Here is a 19,517-nt window from a genome sequence, read left to right on the forward strand (position 1 = left end):
GCACCGCATCGTGACACCGGGCACGCTGCCGGTGGCATCGCCGTCTGATCGTCCGTGGACCTACCCGAACTGGCCGGGACGCCGTGGCCTGGACCACCCGAGCCGCCCGCAACCTGCTGATGAACTTCGGCGAGGGAACCTCCCGATTCCGGTTCCTTATCCGCGATCAGGATCCCGATCGGGCACGATGTCGTCATGGCTACCCCACCAGAGTCCACCAAGATCTCTGTCGGGCAACGGTTGCGCGCCCACGCTGCCGCGCACTGGCCCCAGACAGGCGAGCTGGAGTTCCGCTACCGGGGTGCATTCGTCTACGTCGAGGCGCACCTGCCCGACGGCACGACACAGCCGTTGATCCGGCTGCGCTACGGCGGCTCAGCCCGCCACTGGGGCTTCGGGCTCTACCTGGCCAGCAGCGACCGCTACGAAAACCAGATCCTGCCCTCCGGATTCCCCAGCGGCAGCCCCGAAGAAGCCCTCGATTGCGCCTGCCGCCTCTGCCTAGGCAATCCGGCATAACAGCCACAACCACCCCCGAAGAACTTCCGAAACCGACCACCAAGCGCGGCCCACCAGCTGCGCGACGAGCTGCTCGTCCAGGCCGTCCAGCCCGCTCTCGGGCTTCGAGTCCTCAGCGTTCTCCACGCCTGACATCAGGTGCACTTCCATGATCGGAGTTACCCCGAACGTTTTACCGTCCCCCCACGGATCGGATCGGACGTTCTGATCCGGTACGGGTGAGGACGGGCACCGTGTGGACGGGCGATCGTGTTGGCGTGTTGTCCGAAGGATCGGGAATGGTGGGTCGATGACATCCCGTGGGCGCATCGCGGTCGGGGCGGTGGTGCTGGCTCTGGTGGTGGGCGGGACCGGTGCTGTGGTCGGCCTCCTGGTTGGCTCGGACTCGGGCGGGTCGGGTGTCCCGGCCACGGCCGGTACGCCGTGTGACGTCACCGAGGTGGCGGCCCAGGTTTTCCCGTCCCTGGTCACGATCACCGTGCAGGGTGCCGGCGGATCCGGGACGGGCTCCGGGTCGGTGCTCGATACGCAGGGCAACATTCTGACCAACGACCACGTCATCGAGACGGCCGATGCCGGCGGCATCACCGTCGACTTCGCCAGGGGACACGCACGGGTTCCGGCACGCATCGTCGGGCGGGACCCGGCGACCGACCTGGCGGTGATCGGGGTGGCGCCGGACGCGGTCACGCTCACCCCGATTGCGGTCGGTGAGTCGGCCGCGCTGGTGGTGGGGCAGCCGGTGGTCGCCGCGGGCTCCCCGCTCGGCCTGACCGGCACGATCACGTCGGGCACGGTGAGCGCCCTCAACCGCTACATCGACGTCGGCCAGGGCCAGGCACCGGCTACTCTGATCAACGCCATCCAGACCGACGCGGCCATCAACCCGGGCAACAGCGGCGGCCCGCTCACCGACTGCGCCGGCCGTCAGGTCGGGGTCAACTCCGCGGGCGCCCAAGCTCCCGGCACCGGCGGCGGTGGCAGCATCGGGCTCAACTTCGCCATCCCAATGGACTTCGCCCGTTCCGTAGCCGACCAGCTGGTTCGGACCGGCCGGGCCGGCCACCCGACCATCGGCGTGCTTGCCGTCACCGTGACCGCCGAGATGGCCACTGCGACCGGCTTGCCTCGGGGCGCTCTCGTCGAACAGGTCGTCACCGGCCTCGGCGCCGGCCGCGCCGGCATCGGCCCCGGTGACGTGATCACCAGAATCGGGACCGCCACCGTGACCAGCGTCGATCAGATGCTGGTCGCCGTTCGTGGGTACGACCCGGGCGACTCCGCCCAGGTCGGCTACGTACGAAATGGCTCGCAGAGCACCACAACCATTGTGGTGGGCGGGCAGTAGTGTCGACGAACTGCGCGTCGCCATTCGTGGATACGACCCGGGCGGCACCGTCCCGATCACGTACGTCCGCGACGGATGGCGTCGCGGGTATCGGGTCATGAGGTGTCGTGGTGAACACGCGCGGCGGCTGCACGGGCGATTGCTGTCCATGGCCGACCGGCACCGGTCGATCGACGTCGCGCTGCGGGTGTGGCGCCGGGACGCGGAGGTGGACGGCATGTTGGTGGCCGCGGCGCTGGCGTTCCGGATATTCATCTGGCTGCTGCCGTGCGGCCTGCTCCTGACCGCGTTGCTGGGGCTCACCGCGTCCGGGGGCCGCTCGCTGGCGGAGCTCACCCGGCGGATCGGGATGAGCCCGCTGATCACCAACGTGATCGGCCAGATCGGTGCGCAGGCCGAGCATGGCTGGTACGTCACCGCACTGATCGGCTTGGTACCCATGGGCGTTGCGGGAATCAAGCTTGGCCATGCGCTGGACGGGATCCACGCCCGGGTCCGGCGGACCGCCGCGGACCGCCGGCTGTGGCCGGCGCTGGCCCGGGCCGCCCGGTACAACACCGCAGTGCTGGGGATCGTCGTCGGCAACCTCGTGGCCCCGGGCGTCGGCGCGGCCGTCGGCCAGCCGATCCTCGTGATCGTCGTGTCGTCACTGGCGCTCTACTTCGGATCCGGGGCCGTCCTGCTCACCGTCGAGTGGCCGCCGCGCTGGTGCCGCATCCTTCCTGGCGCCGCGCTCATCGCGCTCGGCATCGAGGGTCTGCATCTGGTGTCCGTGCTCTACCTGCCCGGCCAACTGGCCAGCGCCTCCCAGGTCTTCGGCACCCTCGGCGCCGCTGCGGCCATCCTGGTGTGGCTGGCCCTCATCGCCCGCCTCGTCGTACTCGGCCAGGTCCTCAACGCCGTCCTCGCCGAACGCGGCCCGCGTAGCCGCAGAGCGAACTAACCAGTATCGGGTGATGCCGACGCCGTGAGTAGCGCACAGGCTCGGTAGGTGCCATGACTGCTACCGAGGGAACATGACTGCTACCGAGGGAAACCGTGCCGTCCGCCGGCCATCACTGGTCGACGCGGTGGTCCCGATCGTCACGCTGGTGGTGCTGATCGGCGGGGCGCTGGCGCTGTTCGGGTTGGGGGCACTGGACGGGCCGCTCCAGGTGGCGCTGGTGTTGTGCGCCATGGTCGCGGCGCTCGTCGTGCTCAAGAACGGCCACCGCTGGGAGGACATCCAGGTCTCGGCGCAGCGGGCCGTCGCCTCGATCACCAGCGCGATCTTCATCCTGCTCGCGGTGGGGGCGCTGATCGGCACGTGGAACCTGTCCGGCACGATCCCGACACTGGTCTACTACGGAATCCAGGTGTTGTCGCCATCCTGGTACTACGCGGCGACCGCGCTGATCTGCGGCATCGTCGCGATGTCGATCGGCAGCTCGTGGACGACCGCGGGCACGATCGGCGTCGGGCTGGTCGGCATCGCCGCGATGCTGGGCGTGTCACCGGGGATCACGGCCGGGGCGGTGATCTCGGGAGCCTACCTGGGCGACAAGCTGTCCCCGCTCTCGGAGACGACCGTGCTGACCGCGCAACTGGTCAAGGCCAACGTCTACGAGCACATCAAGCGCCAGGCCTGGACATCGGTGCCGGCGTTCGGCATCGCCTTCGTGCTGTTCGGGTTGATCGGCCTGTTCTGGGGGCCGGCGCCGACCCACGCGGGTGACACATCCTCGGAACTCACCGCACTCGGCCACATTTACTGGATCACACCGATCAACCTGCTGCCGCTGGTACTGCTGGTCGGACTGTCCATCCGCAAGACCCCTGCGTCGCTGGCACTGGCCGCCTCGGCGATCTTCGCCGGGATCCTCGCCCCGTTCACCCAGTACGACGTGGTGCGCAACTTCCTGGCCGACCCCGGCGCCGGCCCGCTGCGGGCGGCCATCCAGGCCATGTGGCAGGCGATGGCCACCGGCTTCTCGAAGGACTCCGGGATCGGCGACATCGACCGGCTGCTGTCCCGCGGCGGCATGGACAGCATGCTGCTGACCTTGTGGCTGATCATCGGCGCGGTCACGTTCGGCACGATCCTCGAGGAGTTCGGCCTCGTCAACCGCCTGATCGACCCGGTGATCCGGGCCGCCAAGAGCACCGGGCGGTTGTATCTCACGGTATTCGCGACCGCCTTCGGGCTCAACATCGTCGCCGGCGACCAGTACATCGCCCTGGTGCTGCCGGCCAAGATCTACCGCGCCGAGTTCGCCCGGCGCGGCCTGGCCCCGACCAACCTGTCACGCCTGACCGCCGACAGCGGCACGGTCACCTCACCGCTGGTGCCGTGGAACTCCTGCGGCGCCTTCATGGCCGCCGTCCTCGGCGTGCCGACGCTGGTCTACCTGCCTTTCTGCTTCTTCAACATCGCCAGCCCGTTGCTCAGCGTCATCTACGGGTGCACTGGTTTCAAGATCGAGCGAATCGAACCTGCCGGATCGGGCCGAAGGGACGAAGACCGATGAGCACGACCGAAACGGCGGCCACCCCCGCCGCCAAGCTCACCTTCTGGACGATGACCGCGATGGTCGTCGGGTCCATGGTGGGCGCCGGCGTCTTCTCGCTGCCCGCCAGGTTCGCTCAGGAGACCGGCATCGCCGGAGCCCTCGTCGCGTGGGCCATCGCCGGTGGTGGCATGTTGATGCTGGCCTTCGTCTTCCAGACACTGGCGAACCGCAAGCCGGACCTGGACTCCGGGGTCTACGCATACGCGAAGGCCGGTTTCGGGGAGTACATCGGGTTCTTCTCCGCGTTCGGCTACTGGGCCAGCGCCTGCGTCGGCAACGTGACCTACTGGGTGCTGGTCATGTCCACGCTCGGCGCGATCTGGCCCGCACTCGGCGACGGTGACACGTTTCTCGCGCTGATGCTGTCCACGGCCGGCGTGTGGTTGTTCTACTACCTCATTCGGCGTGGAGCGCGGGAAGCGGCGAGCCTGAACCGGATCGTCACGGTCGCCAAGGTCGTCCCCATCCTGATCTTCGTGTTGCTGGCGCTGTTCGCGTTGGACCCGGACGTGTTCGCAGCCAACTGGGGCGGCGACGGGGACGTCGGATCGTTGTTCGAACAGGTAAGGGGGACGATGCTGGTCACCGTCTTCGTGTTCCTGGGCGTCGAGGGCGCCAGCGTCTACTCCCGGCACGCCCAGCAACGCGAGCATGTCGGACGCGCGACCGTGCTGGGTTTCGTCAGCGTGGCGTCCGTGTTCGCCTCGGTCACGATCGTGTCCTACGGAATCATGCCGTACAGCGAGATCGCGCACCTGCGGCAACCGTCCATGGCCGGCGTGCTCGAAACGGCGGTCGGCCCGTGGGGGAAGATCCTCGTGAGCGTGGGTCTCATCGTCTCGGTGCTCGGCGCCTACCTGGCGTGGACACTGATGGCTGCCGAGGTGTTGTTCGTGGCCGCCAAGGATGACGACATGCCGCGGTTCTTACGGGCGGCCAACGCGGCCGACGTACCGACAGCGTCGCTGTTGATGTCGACGATCCTCGTCCAGGTCATGCTGATCGTGGCGATGTTCTCCGGCGACGCCTTCGGCTTCACCCTCGACCTGACCAGTGCGCTGACTTTGCTGCCGTTCCTGTTCGCGGCCGGGTACGCGCTCAAGCTGGCGCTCACCGGGGAGACCTACGCCGGCAATCCGCGCGGCCGCGGCCGAGAGATCGTGGTGGGCGCGCTCGCCACGATCTACACGGTGTTCCTGCTCTTCGCGGCGGGCCCGAAGTTCATCCTGCTGTCGTTCGTCATCTACGCCCCGGCGACGATCCTGTTCGTGATGGCCCGCCGCGAGCAGGGCAGGCGCCTGTTCTCCCCGGCCGAAATCGTGATCCTGGCGATTTCCGTCGTGGGCGCGGTGGTCGGCGTTGCCGCCCTCGCAACCGGCGCGCTCACGATCTGATGCCTACGAGGAGCACCCGAACCACACACTCGACGAAAGAGGAAAAATGTCGACACAGAAAACCGGCACGGCACACGGGGTGCACTCCGAGGTGGGGAAGTTGCGCAAGGTGCTGGTCTGCGCGCCGGGCCTGGCACACTTGCGACTGACCCCGACGAACAGCGGCGATCTGCTGTTCGACGACGTGATGTGGGTGCAGAACGCCCGCCGCGACCACTTCGACTTCGTCGCCAAGATGCGCGAGCGCGGCGTGGAGGTCGTCGAACTGCACGATGTTCTCGCCGAGACCATGGCGATCCCCGAGGCGAAAGCCTGGTTGCTCGACCGCAAGATCGTCGCCAACGAGGTCGGGCTCGGCCTCGTTGACGATACCCGTGCGTTCCTGGAGAGCCTCGAGTATCAGCGCCTCGCCGAGTACCTGATCGGCGGTCTATCCACAGTAGACCTTCCGGATCAGCTCCGGCCTGGATACGTGGCGCTGGCGCGCGAGTCGGCGGGCGTGCCGTGTTACTTGATGCCGCCGCTGCCGAACACGCTCTACACCCGCGACACCACCTGCTGGCTCTATGGTGGCGTGACGCTCAACCCGCTGTACTGGCCGGCCCGCCACGACGAGACGCTGCTGATGAAGGCGATCTACGAGTTCCACCCGGACTTCGCCGACTCCACTGTGTGGTGGGGCGACCCGGAACGGGGCTGGGGCACAGCGACGCTCGAGGGTGGGGACGTGATGCCGGTGGGCAACGGCGTTGTGCTGGTCGGCATGAGCGAGCGCACTTCCCGGCAGGCGATCACGCAGCTCGCCGCAGCGCTGTTCGAAGCCGGCGCTGCCGAGCGGGTGATCATCGCCGGGATGCCCAAGCTGCGCGCTGCCATGCACCTGGACACGATCTTCACCTTCGCCGACCGCGACCTGGTGACCGTGTACCCCAACATCGTCGACGGGATCCACACGTTCACCCTCCGGCCGGGCGACCCGATCGAGGTGACCGAGGACAAGCTGCCCTTTGTCGACGTCGTGGCCGGCGCACTCAACCTGAATGCGCTGCGCGTCGTCGAGACCGGTGGCGACGTGTACGCCGCCGAGCGGGGCCAATGGGACAGCGGCAACAACCTCGTCGCCGTCGAGCCCGGCGTGGTGGTCGCCTACGACCGCAACACCTACACCAACTCGTTGCTACGCGAGGAAGGTATCGAGGTCATCACCATCGTCGGAGCCGAACTCGGTCGTGGCCGCGGTGGCGGCCACTGCATGACCTGCCCCCTCATCCGCGACCACCTCGACTACTAGTACTACAGGGTTTGTGGGGTTCCAGAAGTCGGTTCACGGATCCGACCCGGCGTTGGGCACGTTCAACGGGCTGGGCATGATCGCCGGCCGTGGCGCTGCGTTTGCTCTGGCTGATCTTCCTCCGGTTTGTGGGTCTGCTGGTGTTGCTCGGGCGCTCGTCGGCGTCCAAGGACGTCGAGTTGCTGGTGTTACGCCACGAGGTCGCCGTGCTGCGCCGAAGCAACCCGAAACCTCGCCTGGACTGGGCCGCCCGGGCTGTGGTCGCCGCCGCTGGTCCGGCTGCTGCCCAAGGTGCTGCGAACACACCCTGGTTACCCCGTACGATCGGGCGCCGGCACCGTCGACTGGTGGCCGCGAAGTGGCCATATCCACATCGGCACGGGAGTCCGCCTGTCGACGCTGCGATCCCTCCCCATGACGGGCTGGGCGTTCAACACGGTCCGGCGCGAGATCGACAAGCCGTCGGCGATCGAGGGCGCGCTGGTGTGGCTGAGCACGAACACCGTGAACGTGTCGCGGCTGGGCGATCTGACGACGCTGCGGGGTGTGCTGGACCAGCTGGCGCTGAAGATGGACGGGACGGCCGCTGCGGCGAAGACGGTGTTCCGCAAGCGCGCGGTGGTGTTCAATGCGCTGGAGTACGCGGTGGAGCGGGACCTGTTGCCGGCGAACCGGTTGCCGGAGGTGAAGTGGACGGCGCCGAAGCGGGTCCGGGCGATCGACACGCGCGTCGTCGTCAACACATCCAGGGCCCGCGCTTGTGCGGCCGGTGCCGTGCCCGCCGCCGCTGACGGCGATGCTGCAGCAGCACCTCGAGCAGTACGGCGTCGTCGACGACGGCCGGCTGTTCAGGAGCTTGGACGGCGGTGATGTTGCCGAGTCGACGCTGGCGCGGGTGTGGGACAAGGCGCGCAAGGCGGCGCTGTCGGCGGAGGAGTACCGATCGCCGCTGGCGCGTCGGCCGTACGATTTGCGGCACGCGTGTGTGTCGACCTGGCTCGCCGGCGGGGGGATCTCAGCGCAGGTAGCGATGTGGGCGGGGCACTCGGTTGCCGTTCTGCACGAGGTATACGCCAAAGTGCTGGCCGGGCTCGAAGAAGAGTCGCTGGGCAAGATCGCCCGCATCCTGGGCCTGCCAGCCGACGACGAGGACCAGGACGAGGACGACCTGGACAGTGCGTAGCCCGAGCCAGTAGCCCGAGCCGATCAGCTCGACAAGGTCACTGTCCCAGTCGTTCACGAGGCATGTCGCGCAACAGATCCCTCTGCGCGGACGCTTGGCCCGCGTGCCGGGTACCCCCTTGCCCTGTCACCCGGCGCAGCCGCTCGAATGCAGGGTGGCACGGAGATCCCCGCTCAGGCACGTCACCACCAATCCACCCACTGCAACCCGCCAGCAGCAGCGTCGTCTGCCACGTCGCGCTCGCGGCGCTGGCTGAGGCCCCGAACCTGCAACGATAGATGGCTACCGTCCCGGCTATCGAGGAGGGGGAAGTCGATGTCGACACACGGGCGGGGCTGTCCAACCAGATCGACGTGGAGTGGACGTTCGCGTCCGAGCACAACGACGGGTCGGACCTGTTCGCGTTGCCGCTGCTGGCGCTGCGGTTCGCGCCGAACCTCGACGGTCACAACGCGGCGCTGGCGGGGAAGTTCGCGTCGCTGCGGTCGACCGTCACCGACCCGGACGGGAACACCGAGCGCCAGACGATCATCCGGGCATACGCGCTGAGGTGACAACGCTCCTCGCCGATTCGGTGCAACCAGATCAGGCCCCGACAACGTGCTGATCATGGTTAGCGGCGGCCGGCGAGGAGTTGTCGCGTGTTTTCTGGAGGGTTGATGACCCACAAACGGGCTCGGTTGAGCCTGCTCACCGCGGCTTTGGTCGCGGGCGTGGTCGCGCCAGCCGTGGGGGCGCCGGGTGTCGCGGGGGCTGTCGTGACACCCGACGTCGCGCCTGCTGGACCCACGATCACCTTGCTGACCGGGGACAAGGTCACCATCGGCGGCATGCGTGGTGTGACCGCGCACGCGGCGAAAGGTCGCGAGAACGTCAGCTTCTTCACGCAGAAGGACCTCGACGGCGACACGCACGTCATCCCGTCCGACGCCGCTGTCCTGCTGGCCAAGGGAAAGCTGGACCCACGTCTGTTCGACGTCACCGAGCTGGCCCGGATCGGCTACGACGACGCCTCTCGCGACAAGCTGCCGTTGATCGTCGACTACCCGGGCAGGACCCCGAAGATGGCGAGTGCGCAGGTCAGCCGGGAGCTGCCGGCGATGAGCGCGGCGGCCGTGTCGGTGGACCGGACGCCCGATTTCTGGTCCACCGCGAAGAATGCCGATCACATCTGGCTCGACGGGCCAGTCAGGGCGAGCCTGGACCAGTCCGTGCCGCAGATCGGCGCACCGGAGGCGTGGGCGGCTGGCTACACCGGCGCCGGCACGACGGTGGCGGTGCTGGACACCGGTATCGATGTGACGCACCCGGATCTGTCGGACGCGGTGACGGGTGAGAAGAACTTCACCGACAGCGACACCACCGATGACCGGTTCGGGCATGGCACACATGTCGCGTCGGTCATCACCGGCAGTGGCGCGGCCAGCGGCGGCAAGTACAAGGGTGTCGCGCCTGATGCGAAGCTGCTCAACGGCAAGGTGTTGAACGACTCCGGTGGCGGGTTGGACTCCTGGATCATCGCGGGCATGGAGTGGGCCGCACAGAGCGGCGCCGACGTGGTGAACATGAGTCTCGGCAGCCCGTTCCCGAGCGATGGCACGGACCCGATGTCGCAGGCGGTCAACCGGATGACGGCTGAGACGGGCACGTTATTCGTCATCGCGGCCGGCAACTCCGGTGGGCAGATCGGCAGCCCGGGTGCTGCGGACGCGGCGTTGACGGTCGGCGCTGTCGACCGGAACGACCAGCTCGCGAGCTTCTCGAGCCGCACCCGTGAGGACGGCGCTATCAAGCCGGACATCACCGCGCCCGGTGTGGACATCGTGGCCGCCAAGGCGAAGAACGGTGTCATCGGCGACCCGGCCGCGGACGGCTACGTGAAGCTGTCCGGCACGTCGATGGCCGCGCCGCATGTCGCGGGTGCCGCGGCGATTCTCGCTGGTGAGCACCCGGACTGGAAGACTGACCAGCTGAAGCCGGCGTTGATGGGCAGTGCCAAGCCGAACGGCACGTCGAACCTGTTCGAGGAAGGCGCCGGCCGCGTCGATGTCGCCAAGGCCACCTCGTCGACCGTGTTCGCGTCGGCGGGAAGCTTCAGCCTCGGCACGGTCCAGTGGCCGCACACCGACGACCAGCCGATCACGAAGACCTTGACCTACACCAACACGGGCACGGCGCCGGTCACGCTCGACCTCGCCGCGGACATCAAGGGTCCGAACGGATCCGCTGCCCCGCAGGGGATGTTCACCGTGTCGCCGGCGCAGCTCACGGTGCCGGCCGGCGGTCAGGCGTCCGCGACCGTCACGACCGACACGAAGGTCGACGGGGCGGACGGTGTCTACAGCGGTGTGGTGACCGCGACCGGTGGCGGCCAGTCGGTGCGTACGCCGCTGACGGTGAACCGTGAGGTCGAGAGATATGACGTGACCATGAAGTTCGTCGACCTGAACGGTGCGCCGACCGGCCAGTACTTCTACCAGTTCATGGACGTCAACCACCCTGCCGCGTACAACGCGTACGACGAGTCCGGCACGGTCGTCACTCGGATGCCGAAGGGCGAGTTCTACCTCACGGCCTTCGTCGAGACACCGAACGGCGAGAACAAGTGGAAGTACGCCGAGTTCGCGGAACCGTCGGTCACCATCACGGGCGCCACGTCGTTGGTCTTCGACGCACGTGACGCCAAGCCAGTCAGCTTCACGGTGGACAAGCCGAACGCCAAGGTCGGCGACGCACTGTTCCAGACCACCGTGACGACGGCCTATGGCAGTTACTCGTCCACGAGGTTCATCCAGAACTTCGACGACTTCCTCTTCAAGCCGTCCACCTCGTCGAAGAAGGACAGGTTCACCTTCGTCGCCGAGGCCCGCATGGGTGAGTGGAACGGCACGTCGTTCGACGGCGGCACCTACCTGTACCACGTTCGGCACACGGAGAACGGCGCCGTGCCGAGTAATCTCCACTGGACCTTCCACGACTCGCAGCTCGCGAAGGTGCGGTCGGAGCACGCCGCGGCCACGCCCGGTGTGGTCGGCTTCCGGGAGAACTTCCTCGTCGTGCCGCTGCCCGGCACGCTGACCGAGTACTACACGCCGAACGAGCCGTGGGACAGCCAGTTCATCGAGATGGTCGACCCGGCCACCTTCGACTTCGTGTCGGTCGTCGACCAGGTCCGGCCGAGGAGCTTCAAGCTCGGCCGCACGACGACGGAACGCTGGAACGTCGGCGTGTTCGGGCCCGCGTTCCCGAACGGTCTGAACGAGAAGCTGTACTTCGCCGCCCGAATCGGTGACCGCCTCAGGTTCGTCATGCCGATGTTCACCGACCAGGGCACGGGCCGCGCGGGTAGCGCCAACTCCGAGGGTGTCTCGACGCTCCTGCGGGACGGCAAGGTCGTCGGCGAGTACCAGAGTGCGGGCGTCGGCTTGTTCACGGTCGGGCCGGAGCGTGCCGAGTACACCCTGCGCACGACCGCCGACCGGTCCGCCTATGCCCGACTGTCCACGCAGGTCAGTGCGGAGTGGACGTTCGCCTCGGAGCACGGCTCCGAGGACGACCCCCCTCTCCTTCCGTTGCTGGCGGTGCGGTTCGCGCCGAACCTCGACGACCACAACGCCGCGCCGGCCGGGAAGCGGTTCACCATCCCGGTCTACGTGCAGCGCAACGGGTCCGACACCGTCGGCAAGGTTGGCATGTCTGCCATCGACGTCTCCTACGACGACGGCAAGACGTGGGGACCGGCGAAGGTGGCGCGTGACGGCGACTGCTGGAAGGCGACGGTCGACCATCCGGCCGGTGCGCAGTTCGTGTCGCTGCGGTCGAGCATCACCGACGCGGACGGGCACACGGCGAAGCAGACGATCATCAGGGCGTACGCGCTGAAGTAGCCACAAACGGCAACCGTGAACGCGAGGTAGGCAACCGGGCAACACTCTGTGACGTACTGATCACTAGCCAGAACGGCGACCGGCGAGGTGTCGCTGTGAGGTAACTGGAGGGTTGATGAGTCACAGAAGGGGCTCGGTTGAGCCTGCTCACCGCGGCGGTCGCCGTCGGTGTGGTCACGCCGGCCGTATGGGTGCTGATCGGCACGTCAATGACATCCCGTGCGACCACGATCCCGTCCTTGATAATGTAACACTCGGCGACGTGCTCGCCGCGGAAGCTGGTTCGCTCGTGTCGAGCGTTGCCGGCACGGTTGGGCGAGATGATCTCCCCGCGGATTTTGTTCCGATGCTCGGCTTCGTCTCCGCGGTTCAGCACCTTCCACTTCACGTCGTACGGGTACGAGACGCTGCAGTCGGTAGTGGTGAAGTCGAGCCCCTTGTTTGGGAGCAGCAAGCACTTATTCTTGAGTATCTCCCGGAGTGACGCCGTTCGCCATCCGTTCTGCGAGACCTTGCAGTCGATCACGAGCGACCGCCGCATCAGCGACCTCGACACCCTCAACACCGAACTCACCGCCTGGCAACACGCCACCAACACCGAGCAACGCAAGGTCCGCTGGCAGTTCACCACCGACGACGCACGCGTCAAACTCCGCCACCTATACCCCAAGAGTTAGCCGCGACACGCTACTAGGGCGCGTATCGGGTTGTGATCAGTAGAGTCTGGCCGACCCGCTGTGAGAGGCGTGGATACCGCTACGTCGGCACCATCGCCGCCGGCCGGAGCGCGGGCGATAAACGGTGTTGTCCCCGCCTGTGATGGTCACTAAGGTCAGCCGGGTGACTACCGGGTCGGCCATGGGCCACGCACGAGTGAGGCGCCCGGCCTCGGCGTGAGCACAAGGCGGGCGAGAGGCCCGCCCCTTTCTCCGTGTCTTCGCTCCCGGCGCCCGCATCCGGCGCCCCGCTACAGCGGATCCCAAGATCGGAGAAATACCACTGATGTCCTATGCCCAGCAGTACCCACGTGAATCCGAGCTGCCGACGACCGGTGTTGCGCTGAACCACACAGCCGTCTACGCAAGCGACCGGTACCTGTCTGCCGAGTTCCTCGCCGTGATCCTGGGTCTGACGGTCGGCGCCCCGTTTGGGCCGTTCCTGCCCGTCGATCTCGGCAACGGCGTGACACTCGACTACTGCGAGAAGAGGGACGGGCCGATCCAGTCACAGCACTACGCTTTCCTCGTCCCTGACGAGCAGTTCGACGCCGTAATCGCGCGTCTGGAGGCGGTCGGGATCACCTACTACGCGGACCCCGGCCACGCCGACCCTGGCCGGATCAACGATCTGTTCGGTGGTCGCGGCGCCTATTTCGATGACCCGGACGGTCACAACATGGAGGTCATGACTCGGCCTTACGCCCGCCCATAGGGCATGACAGGGCTGTGATCAAGAGGCGCCTCAGGTGAGGTCTTTGATCCAGATCATCGAGGCGCGCAGGTGCAGGCCGGCGAGGTAGCTGTCCGAGGTCTTGTCGTACCGGGTCGCGATGCCTCGCCATGCCTTGAGCTTGTTGATCAGGCGCTCCACGGTGTTCCTCTCCTTGTAGAGGTCGGCGTCGTGGCCGACGGGCCGGCCGCCTCGGGAGCCCTTCTTCTTCCGATTGGCAGCCTGGTCCAACTTCTCTGGGATGACCGCCTTGATATCGCGATTGCGCAGGTGGGCGCGGTTTCCACGGGACGAGTAAGCCTTGTCCCCGGCGACCGCGTCCGGCCGGGTGCGAGGGCGTCCCACGGGCCCGCGAACGCGGATTTTCTCCAGCACAGGAATGAACTGCGGGCTGTCGGCTGCCTGACCCGCAGTCAGGACGAACGCCAACGGGCGACACCTGCGGTCGGCGGCCAGGTGGATCTTGGAGGTCTGCCGCCTCGTGAGCGCCCGAGCAGGGCAGCCTTCAACCGGAGCTTTCGACGATGCCGGACGCGTCGTCGGTCCTCCCGCACGGGGTCGGCTTCGGCGTCCTGCCCGCTTTGTTCTTCGAGACCGCCCCCTTTGACTTGGTCTTCTCCTCCTCGGCGGCGGTCTTCTCCAGAGCAGTGAGTACGTCCTCGGACAAGTGCATCCCGGCGGTATCGTGGTGGGCCCGCGCGGTGGTGGAGTCAATGCTGACCGGTCTTGAACCGCCAGATCACGCCCTCGAACTGCTGCCGCAGCCGCTCGGGGTGCGGGCCGTACTCGCCGATTGGCAGGTACGGCTCGACAAACCGAGAAGATCTACCGGATCATGATCCGCCACGCAGGCCAAAACCGCCGATTGATCACGACTCGATACGCGCCCTAGTGCGCCAGGGCGAGGTCGCGCTGACGCTGCCGGATAGGGCACAGTCGGTCTCGGGGCGGCGATATTCGGTACAGGCAGCGTGCGGAATGCGGCATAGTACGGCGATGAACCATGCCTTGAGCGCCGCGGCGCCGATTGTGCCGCTCGCGGCGCTGGCGGGGATTTGCCTCTACGCGCTGCGGGTGAGGTGGCGTCGGCTTGGTCCGCCACCTCGGGTCCGGCATCCGAAGGCGCAGCGTCTGAAGGCACAGCGTCCCGAGTTGCTGATGGCGTCGTCTCCCGACGAGTACGACTCCGTCGATTGGCACGTCATCCCCGGTCGCCCGGATTGGTACGACCCGAAGGTCGTGGCACCCAGTCTTCGGACGTTGGCGCGCTCCACCGATCCGGCAGCCATCTCCCTGGCGTACTCCATGATGCAGAACTCCGGCATCTGTCACGATCACAGCGGTCAGCTCTATCCAGCGGCGGTGTCCGCAGTCCCTTTCCTGCTCGACATCGCCGAGTCTGGCTCGCATCCGGCGGGCCGGGGGGCGGCAGCGAGATTGCTGTCGAAACGGGGATGGGCGGTCAAAGGTTATGACCGGGTCCGTACTTCCTACGCGGACGCGGTGCCTGTCTGTTGTGCCGTCACTTACCTCGTTCACAACGGCCTTCAAGCCCGCCCGGAAATTGTGCGGTCGCTTGACGCCCAGACTGCCTTCCAGCTCGTCGAAGGGGGCGAATGCTGGTTGTTCATGGTCGACGAGATCGATGACCATGAGGACGGTGCTCTCGCTGCCGGAATGGCGGTCGGTCACTTCCCGGCAGGCCCGCACCGCGCGGAATGCCACACCACGACCGGCCGGTCCGTCCTCGACGTCACGCGCCTGGACGACCAGCACCGCCATGCCTCCGCTCCGGCGCGTGTGCATTTGCCGGGAGTCCGCGCTGATGCGGTACCACCCGGCAGCTTGATGGTGTCCGCCTGGTGCGATGAGTCCGCCGTGTAGGCGGAACCCGTTCGATGGGGTACGAAACCAGCCGCCTTCGCCGCTTGATGATCACGAACGAAGGGTAAGAGCAAGTCCACCTCGGACAAGCACAGCAAGGGAAACCGTCACGGCGGCCGTCGCGAAGCCAAGGCGAATCGATAGCCGTGTGGCGACGGTCCGAGGGAGAGAGTGCGCGAGCGGCGGGCGGCTTTCGGGGCGTCCACCGCTCCCGGTCGGGCCGCAAGGTTGCCCCTCTCGAGCGGGACAAATCGGCGAGAGACGGGCACCCGGCGAGCCGGGCACCCGTCGCCGCGCGGGAAGATGACGGGCATGACGGCTTCCGGTCTGGAACGCGCACGGCAGGCTCTGCGTCGGGGAGATCCCGAGGCCCTGCTCGGGGAGCGGGAATGTGCCTGGCTCGACGTGAAGGAGGGCATCTACCGTCTGGACCAGCCCAAAGGGGCCGACGAGCTCGCCAAGGACGTGGCCGCGTTCGCGTGGGTTTGCATCGGTGCGGTGGGCCCGGCACTGGCGATTGTCCGGTGTGGATCGTGCGAGTCCAGCGGCTCACGGCGTGACGTCGAAGCGGTCCAGCAGCATGTAGGTGCCGCTGCGCTTGACGGCCCGGATGGTGTGGCGGCCCGGCGACAGGCCGCAGGCGCTGAACACGCTCTGCTGGGCGTGCCGGGCCTGGCTCGTGGTGTCGACGGTGCGCTGGAAGACTTCGTCGAGGTAGATGTCCATCCGGCCCTCGTCGGAGTAGGTCTCGCTGAAGAGCGCGATGCCGGTCCCGGTGAAGGCGTAGCCGACTGAGCTGCCGTTCGCCATCGTGGCGTGGACGTCGTCGTGGAAGTCGCCCAAGCCGCGCCTGCCGGCGACGTACCACGATCCGCTGTAGACGATGCCGTTCGCGTCGTCGTTGAGCGTCGCCGTCTCGGCGGTCGGGCAGTGCGGGGCGGGGGTGACCGGGGCAGCCGGCGGTGGCGGTGGGGCGACGCTCCGCCGGGTCGGCGAGTGCGTCGTCGTGGCCGGGAGCGTGGCCGAGGTCGTGGGCGCGGCGGACTGAGCCGGGATGGCGCTCGACGTCGGCAGCGGCAGCGGGGCGGCCGGCTCGAGCGGCTCCGCCGACAACGCCGCCTCGCGCGGCGGCGGAGCCGGGCGGGACACCGTCGTCAGTGCGACGATGCTCGCCGCCACCACCACGGCCGCGCCGACGACCACGACCGCCAAGCGGATCCGCGCCCCCGCGCGCAGCTGCGCGTCGGCTGCTTCCCTGGCCTGCCGTTCCAGCCGCGCTCGGCGTCCGTCCGGGTCGGCGTCCGCTTTCCCCGGCTCCCGGGGGATCACCGGCAGCTCGACTGTCTCCATCGGATGGGCCCACCCGAGGCCTTCCGCAGCACCTCCTCGACGGTCAAGCCTGCTGTGGGCTCTTCGCCGGCCGGCACGCGCCATCGGTGAACCTCCGAACTCCCAGACGATCGAGCACTCCGGCTCGTGATGCCGAGATCCTAGAAATCCGGTCCCCTGCTGGCAAACCTGACAGGCCCCGGAAGGCAGTCCAGATCAAAGTCGCGGTCCTCGGCGCGGTGCCACCGAAGGCCGGCAGATCAGCATCCGGACCGGATGTGACCCCGGCAATGCCGCCGGGCCCGTGCCTCGACCCGGAGCCGCTCAGCGAACACCTGGCCCTGCTCGGGGACGGCGCGACCGCCCGGGAGCCGGCGATCGGGCCAGGTGCCGCTGTTGTTGCGCGAGCGGTCGTGGAACGCGGCCTCGCACCGGGGGTTGCGGCACGTCTTGAGACGGCGCCAGGTGCCGGCCGCCTGGGCGTCCGCGATAAGGGCGAGCGAAGCCATGGCCCGCCAGCCGGTGCCGCGTGGTTCCGAGTGGACCCGGCCGTCCGGGCCGAGGCGGAGGGCTGCGGCAAAGGGAAACCGGCCGGGAGTAGGCTGGCGCGGTTCATCGTACCGGGGGAGGAGCCGATGACCGAGCTGTCCCGTGGCGGGCGGAACTGGAAGTTCCTGCTGGCGCTCGCCGTTCTGCTGGTGATCTTCCTGTTCCCCTTGGTGCACGGGCTGATCTCGGGCGTCGGTGCGCCGGGCGCTGCCCCGGCCACACCGGATCCGAGGCCGGCCGATGTGGACATCCTGACGGTGCCCGGGACCGGTCCCGCCGCCGGGTTCGACGCCTGTTCCGTGCTGAGTCCGGACGTCGTCGCCGCGGCCGGCCTGAGGTACCCTTCCGGGATCGTGCGGACCGGTCCGGAACCCGGCAGGCCGCTGGGGACGAACTCGTGCGGTGGCCCGGTCGGACCTCAGAGCGGGAGCGTGCCCCCGGTCGTCCTCCTCACGGTGGGGGAGCAGCAGGTCCGCGGCACCGCGACGAGTCACGGTGTGCCGTACGACCGGGGTACCGGCGAAAGCCCGGCCGACGCCGTGGTGACGTTTCCCGCGGCGCGGCTGAAGATGACCCGCTTCGCCGAGCTCGCCGACGGCGAAACCGCTGTGGCCAAGCTGATCGACGGCATCGCGGCCCGGCTCGCCGAAGGGCCGAAGCCGGCGCCGGAGTACCGGTACCCAGCGCCGTACGACCTGGTGGCCAAGCCGTGCGACGCCCTGCCGGCGGAGCTTTTCCGCGCGCTCACGGGTCATCCGACCGACGGGACCGAAAGCGAGACGCTGGCCCAGCACGAGGTGCTCTCCGTCTCCGGCTCGGACGTCAAGATCAGCTGCGCCCGCGCGTCGACGGCCGGGGAGACCGTGGCGGTCACGCAGATGATCTACCGGGACGCGGACGCGGCCGTGGCCGAGACGCGCTTCTTGTGCGAGCACCAGCCGGGCTGGACGGCCCTGCCGGTCCCGATCGGCGACTACAGCTGTGTTTCGCCGGGCACCGGCGGCCACCACCAGATCCTGTTCCGCGCCGGCCGCGACCGTGTGCTGCTCGAGTACCGCGCCGACCACCCGTCGGCCGGTGACCTCGCCGGCACCGCCCGGAAGATCTTCGACGCGCTGCCGCACTGACCGCCGGCGAGCCTGCGGAAAGCCGTCCGGAACGGTCTCGAACAGTGGCACCGCCCGCGAGCGCGGCGGCGGGAGCCGGCTGGTGCGCTGGGACCTGCGGTCCGGCCGGTTCGACCACTTCGACTTGCCCGCCGTGGCCGGGTATCGGCCGTTCACCGTCCAGCCGTCGAGTGTGTCGGCGACGACCTGGGCGACGACACCACCGACCTCGCCGACCAGCTACGCGCTCACCTCGCTGCGGCCGGTGTTCTGGCTGGAGGCGTGTTCGAGCCGATCCCGCTACAGCCCGGGCAGGCATAGGGCGTCCGCGGTCCAGGGCGTCGGCGCGTGCCTCGACGACCCTGCTGCGTCGAATATGAGGTCCCATTCCTGGGCCGAGGTGCGGAGCGGGTCGAGAAGGCCCCCGGATGAGCAGTTGGACCGGACGGGTCTGGTACGGAACTGCCGGTCGATCGGCGCGGCTACGGATCGTGGGACCTGGATCCGTACCGAGACCGTGATCGCGGGCGCGGTGGTGACCGGCGACTGCTGGGCTGGACGCCTTTGAGCTGAAGGTGGGCTGAGCAAGCGTTCACTCCGCATGCCTGTGGACCTGCTCAGCCGCAGCTGCGGCGGCGGTCGAGTGGGCAGCGGCGGTCACATCGCTCACAGGAATTGATCTTGGCTTCACGGCCACGACAGCGTCTGCTGCTCTGTTCATCCGCGTTGACAAGGTCAACTACGCCTGGGCGTTCGGGCACGGCGGGCAGTATTTGCGGGAGCCGCCGTTGATGGCCCCCGGCCAGGGCGGACCGGACCGGGCGGCGGCCGGGCGGGACGCTCCGGAACCGTTGTCGAGGCGCTGGGCGTTGGCGAAGATCGTGGCTTCCGGCCGGAACCGCCCGCCGCCGGCGGTGGCACCGAGCGCCGACAGCGACGTGCACACCCTCGTCGACTTGGCCGAGTTGCTCGGTGAGCCGAGCCGGCTCGAGGTCATCGAGAGGCGTCTGCGTGTTGTACTTGGCAATG

At 68.1% G+C, this 19,517-nt stretch carries 19 protein-coding genes and 1 pseudogene; 15 read left to right on the forward strand and 5 right to left on the reverse strand.

Going from position 1 to position 19,517, the window contains the following annotated elements:
- The first annotated feature begins 195 nt into the window (after positions 1 to 195).
- From A3CE_RS0143915 to A3CE_RS0143965, 10 genes are all read left to right on the forward strand, one after another.
- Positions 196 to 519: a hypothetical protein gene (locus A3CE_RS0143915; protein WP_020646485.1), complete on the forward strand. Its 324-nt coding sequence runs from the start codon at positions 196 to 198 to the stop codon at positions 517 to 519.
- 289 nt (positions 520 to 808) lie between these two features.
- Positions 809 to 1,867 carry a S1C family serine protease gene (locus A3CE_RS52675; protein ID WP_020646487.1) on the forward strand — a complete coding sequence of 353 codons (1,059 nt, stop codon included), beginning with the start codon at positions 809 to 811 and terminating at the stop codon, positions 1,865 to 1,867.
- Positions 1,868 to 1,964: 97 nt separating this feature from the next.
- Complete coding sequence (locus A3CE_RS0143930) at positions 1,965 to 2,810, forward strand: YhjD/YihY/BrkB family envelope integrity protein (protein WP_051183836.1); 846 nt, start codon at positions 1,965 to 1,967, stop codon at positions 2,808 to 2,810.
- A 73-nt stretch (positions 2,811 to 2,883) separates the two neighbouring features.
- A complete protein-coding gene (gene nhaC / locus A3CE_RS52680) occupies positions 2,884 to 4,374 on the forward strand; it encodes a Na+/H+ antiporter NhaC (protein WP_043791428.1) in 1,491 nt (496 codons plus the stop codon).
- Positions 4,371 to 5,810 (forward strand): basic amino acid/polyamine antiporter, encoded by a 1,440-nt coding sequence (locus tag A3CE_RS0143940; RefSeq protein WP_020646490.1) that lies wholly within the window; start codon positions 4,371 to 4,373, stop codon positions 5,808 to 5,810. The genes nhaC and A3CE_RS0143940 overlap by 4 nt, the downstream gene beginning before the upstream one ends.
- Before the next feature lie 46 nt (positions 5,811 to 5,856).
- On the forward strand, positions 5,857 to 7,101 hold the full coding sequence (locus tag A3CE_RS0143945; protein ID WP_020646491.1) for an arginine deiminase: 1,245 nt from the start codon (positions 5,857 to 5,859) through the stop codon (positions 7,099 to 7,101).
- A gap of 414 nt (positions 7,102 to 7,515) precedes the next feature.
- Positions 7,516 to 7,971 carry a hypothetical protein gene (locus tag A3CE_RS59685; protein ID WP_125591365.1) on the forward strand — a complete coding sequence of 152 codons (456 nt, stop codon included), beginning with the start codon at positions 7,516 to 7,518 and terminating at the stop codon, positions 7,969 to 7,971.
- Positions 7,898 to 8,284 carry a site-specific integrase gene (locus tag A3CE_RS59690; protein WP_020646493.1) on the forward strand — a complete coding sequence of 129 codons (387 nt, stop codon included), beginning with the start codon at positions 7,898 to 7,900 and terminating at the stop codon, positions 8,282 to 8,284. Before A3CE_RS59685 ends, A3CE_RS59690 begins: the two co-directional genes overlap by 74 nt.
- Before the next feature lie 278 nt (positions 8,285 to 8,562).
- A complete protein-coding gene (locus tag A3CE_RS0143960; RefSeq protein ID WP_020646494.1) occupies positions 8,563 to 8,838 on the forward strand; it encodes a hypothetical protein in 276 nt (91 codons plus the stop codon).
- 105 nt (positions 8,839 to 8,943) lie between these two features.
- A complete protein-coding gene (locus A3CE_RS0143965; RefSeq protein WP_026469441.1) occupies positions 8,944 to 12,171 on the forward strand; it encodes a S8 family serine peptidase in 3,228 nt (1,075 codons plus the stop codon).
- On the opposite strand, the gene A3CE_RS60015 is transcribed toward A3CE_RS0143965, so the two are convergent.
- Positions 12,149 to 12,712, reverse strand: a complete 564-nt coding sequence (locus A3CE_RS60015; RefSeq protein ID WP_169524069.1) for a nucleotide-binding domain-containing protein — start codon at positions 12,710 to 12,712, stop codon at positions 12,149 to 12,151. The genes A3CE_RS0143965 and A3CE_RS60015 overlap by 23 nt on opposite strands.
- Between A3CE_RS60015 and A3CE_RS57035 the strand changes: the two genes are divergently transcribed.
- Positions 12,636 to 12,848, forward strand: a complete 213-nt coding sequence (locus A3CE_RS57035) for a hypothetical protein (protein ID WP_211231940.1) — start codon at positions 12,636 to 12,638, stop codon at positions 12,846 to 12,848. The genes A3CE_RS60015 and A3CE_RS57035 overlap by 77 nt on opposite strands.
- 325 nt (positions 12,849 to 13,173) lie before the next feature.
- Positions 13,174 to 13,602, forward strand: a complete 429-nt coding sequence (locus tag A3CE_RS0143980) for a VOC family protein (protein ID WP_020646498.1) — start codon at positions 13,174 to 13,176, stop codon at positions 13,600 to 13,602.
- Between the two features lie 30 nt (positions 13,603 to 13,632).
- Here the strand turns inward: A3CE_RS0143980 and A3CE_RS55690 are convergent.
- Positions 13,633 to 14,420, reverse strand: a pseudogene (locus A3CE_RS55690) (IS5 family transposase).
- 196 nt (positions 14,421 to 14,616) lie between these two features.
- Here A3CE_RS55690 and A3CE_RS0143995 point away from each other — a divergent pair.
- Positions 14,617 to 15,504 carry a hypothetical protein gene (locus A3CE_RS0143995; protein ID WP_020646501.1) on the forward strand — a complete coding sequence of 296 codons (888 nt, stop codon included), beginning with the start codon at positions 14,617 to 14,619 and terminating at the stop codon, positions 15,502 to 15,504.
- Between the two features lie 549 nt (positions 15,505 to 16,053).
- On the opposite strand, the gene A3CE_RS0144000 is transcribed toward A3CE_RS0143995, so the two are convergent.
- Together A3CE_RS0144000 and A3CE_RS58160 are read right to left on the reverse strand one after the other, a co-directional pair.
- Positions 16,054 to 16,854, reverse strand: coding sequence for a hypothetical protein (locus tag A3CE_RS0144000; RefSeq protein ID WP_026469443.1), 801 nt, complete (start codon positions 16,852 to 16,854; stop codon positions 16,054 to 16,056).
- Between the two features lie 239 nt (positions 16,855 to 17,093).
- A complete protein-coding gene (locus A3CE_RS58160) occupies positions 17,094 to 17,342 on the reverse strand; it encodes a CGNR zinc finger domain-containing protein (RefSeq protein ID WP_084641985.1) in 249 nt (82 codons plus the stop codon).
- A 126-nt stretch (positions 17,343 to 17,468) separates the two neighbouring features.
- Between A3CE_RS58160 and A3CE_RS58165 the strand changes: the two genes are divergently transcribed.
- Both A3CE_RS58165 and A3CE_RS58170 read left to right on the forward strand, forming a co-directional pair.
- Positions 17,469 to 18,509, forward strand: coding sequence for a hypothetical protein (locus A3CE_RS58165; RefSeq protein WP_020646502.1), 1,041 nt, complete (start codon positions 17,469 to 17,471; stop codon positions 18,507 to 18,509).
- A gap of 82 nt (positions 18,510 to 18,591) precedes the next feature.
- A complete protein-coding gene (locus A3CE_RS58170) occupies positions 18,592 to 19,056 on the forward strand; it encodes a hypothetical protein (RefSeq protein ID WP_020646503.1) in 465 nt (154 codons plus the stop codon).
- 171 nt (positions 19,057 to 19,227) lie between these two features.
- Here the strand turns inward: A3CE_RS58170 and A3CE_RS0144015 are convergent, their stop codons facing one another.
- Positions 19,228 to 19,485 (reverse strand): hypothetical protein, encoded by a 258-nt coding sequence (locus A3CE_RS0144015; protein ID WP_020646504.1) that lies wholly within the window; start codon positions 19,483 to 19,485, stop codon positions 19,228 to 19,230.
- Between the last annotated feature and the right edge of the window lie 32 nt (positions 19,486 to 19,517).

The organism is Amycolatopsis balhimycina FH 1894, from assembly GCF_000384295.1.
Classification (GTDB): domain Bacteria; phylum Actinomycetota; class Actinomycetes; order Mycobacteriales; family Pseudonocardiaceae; genus Amycolatopsis; species Amycolatopsis balhimycina.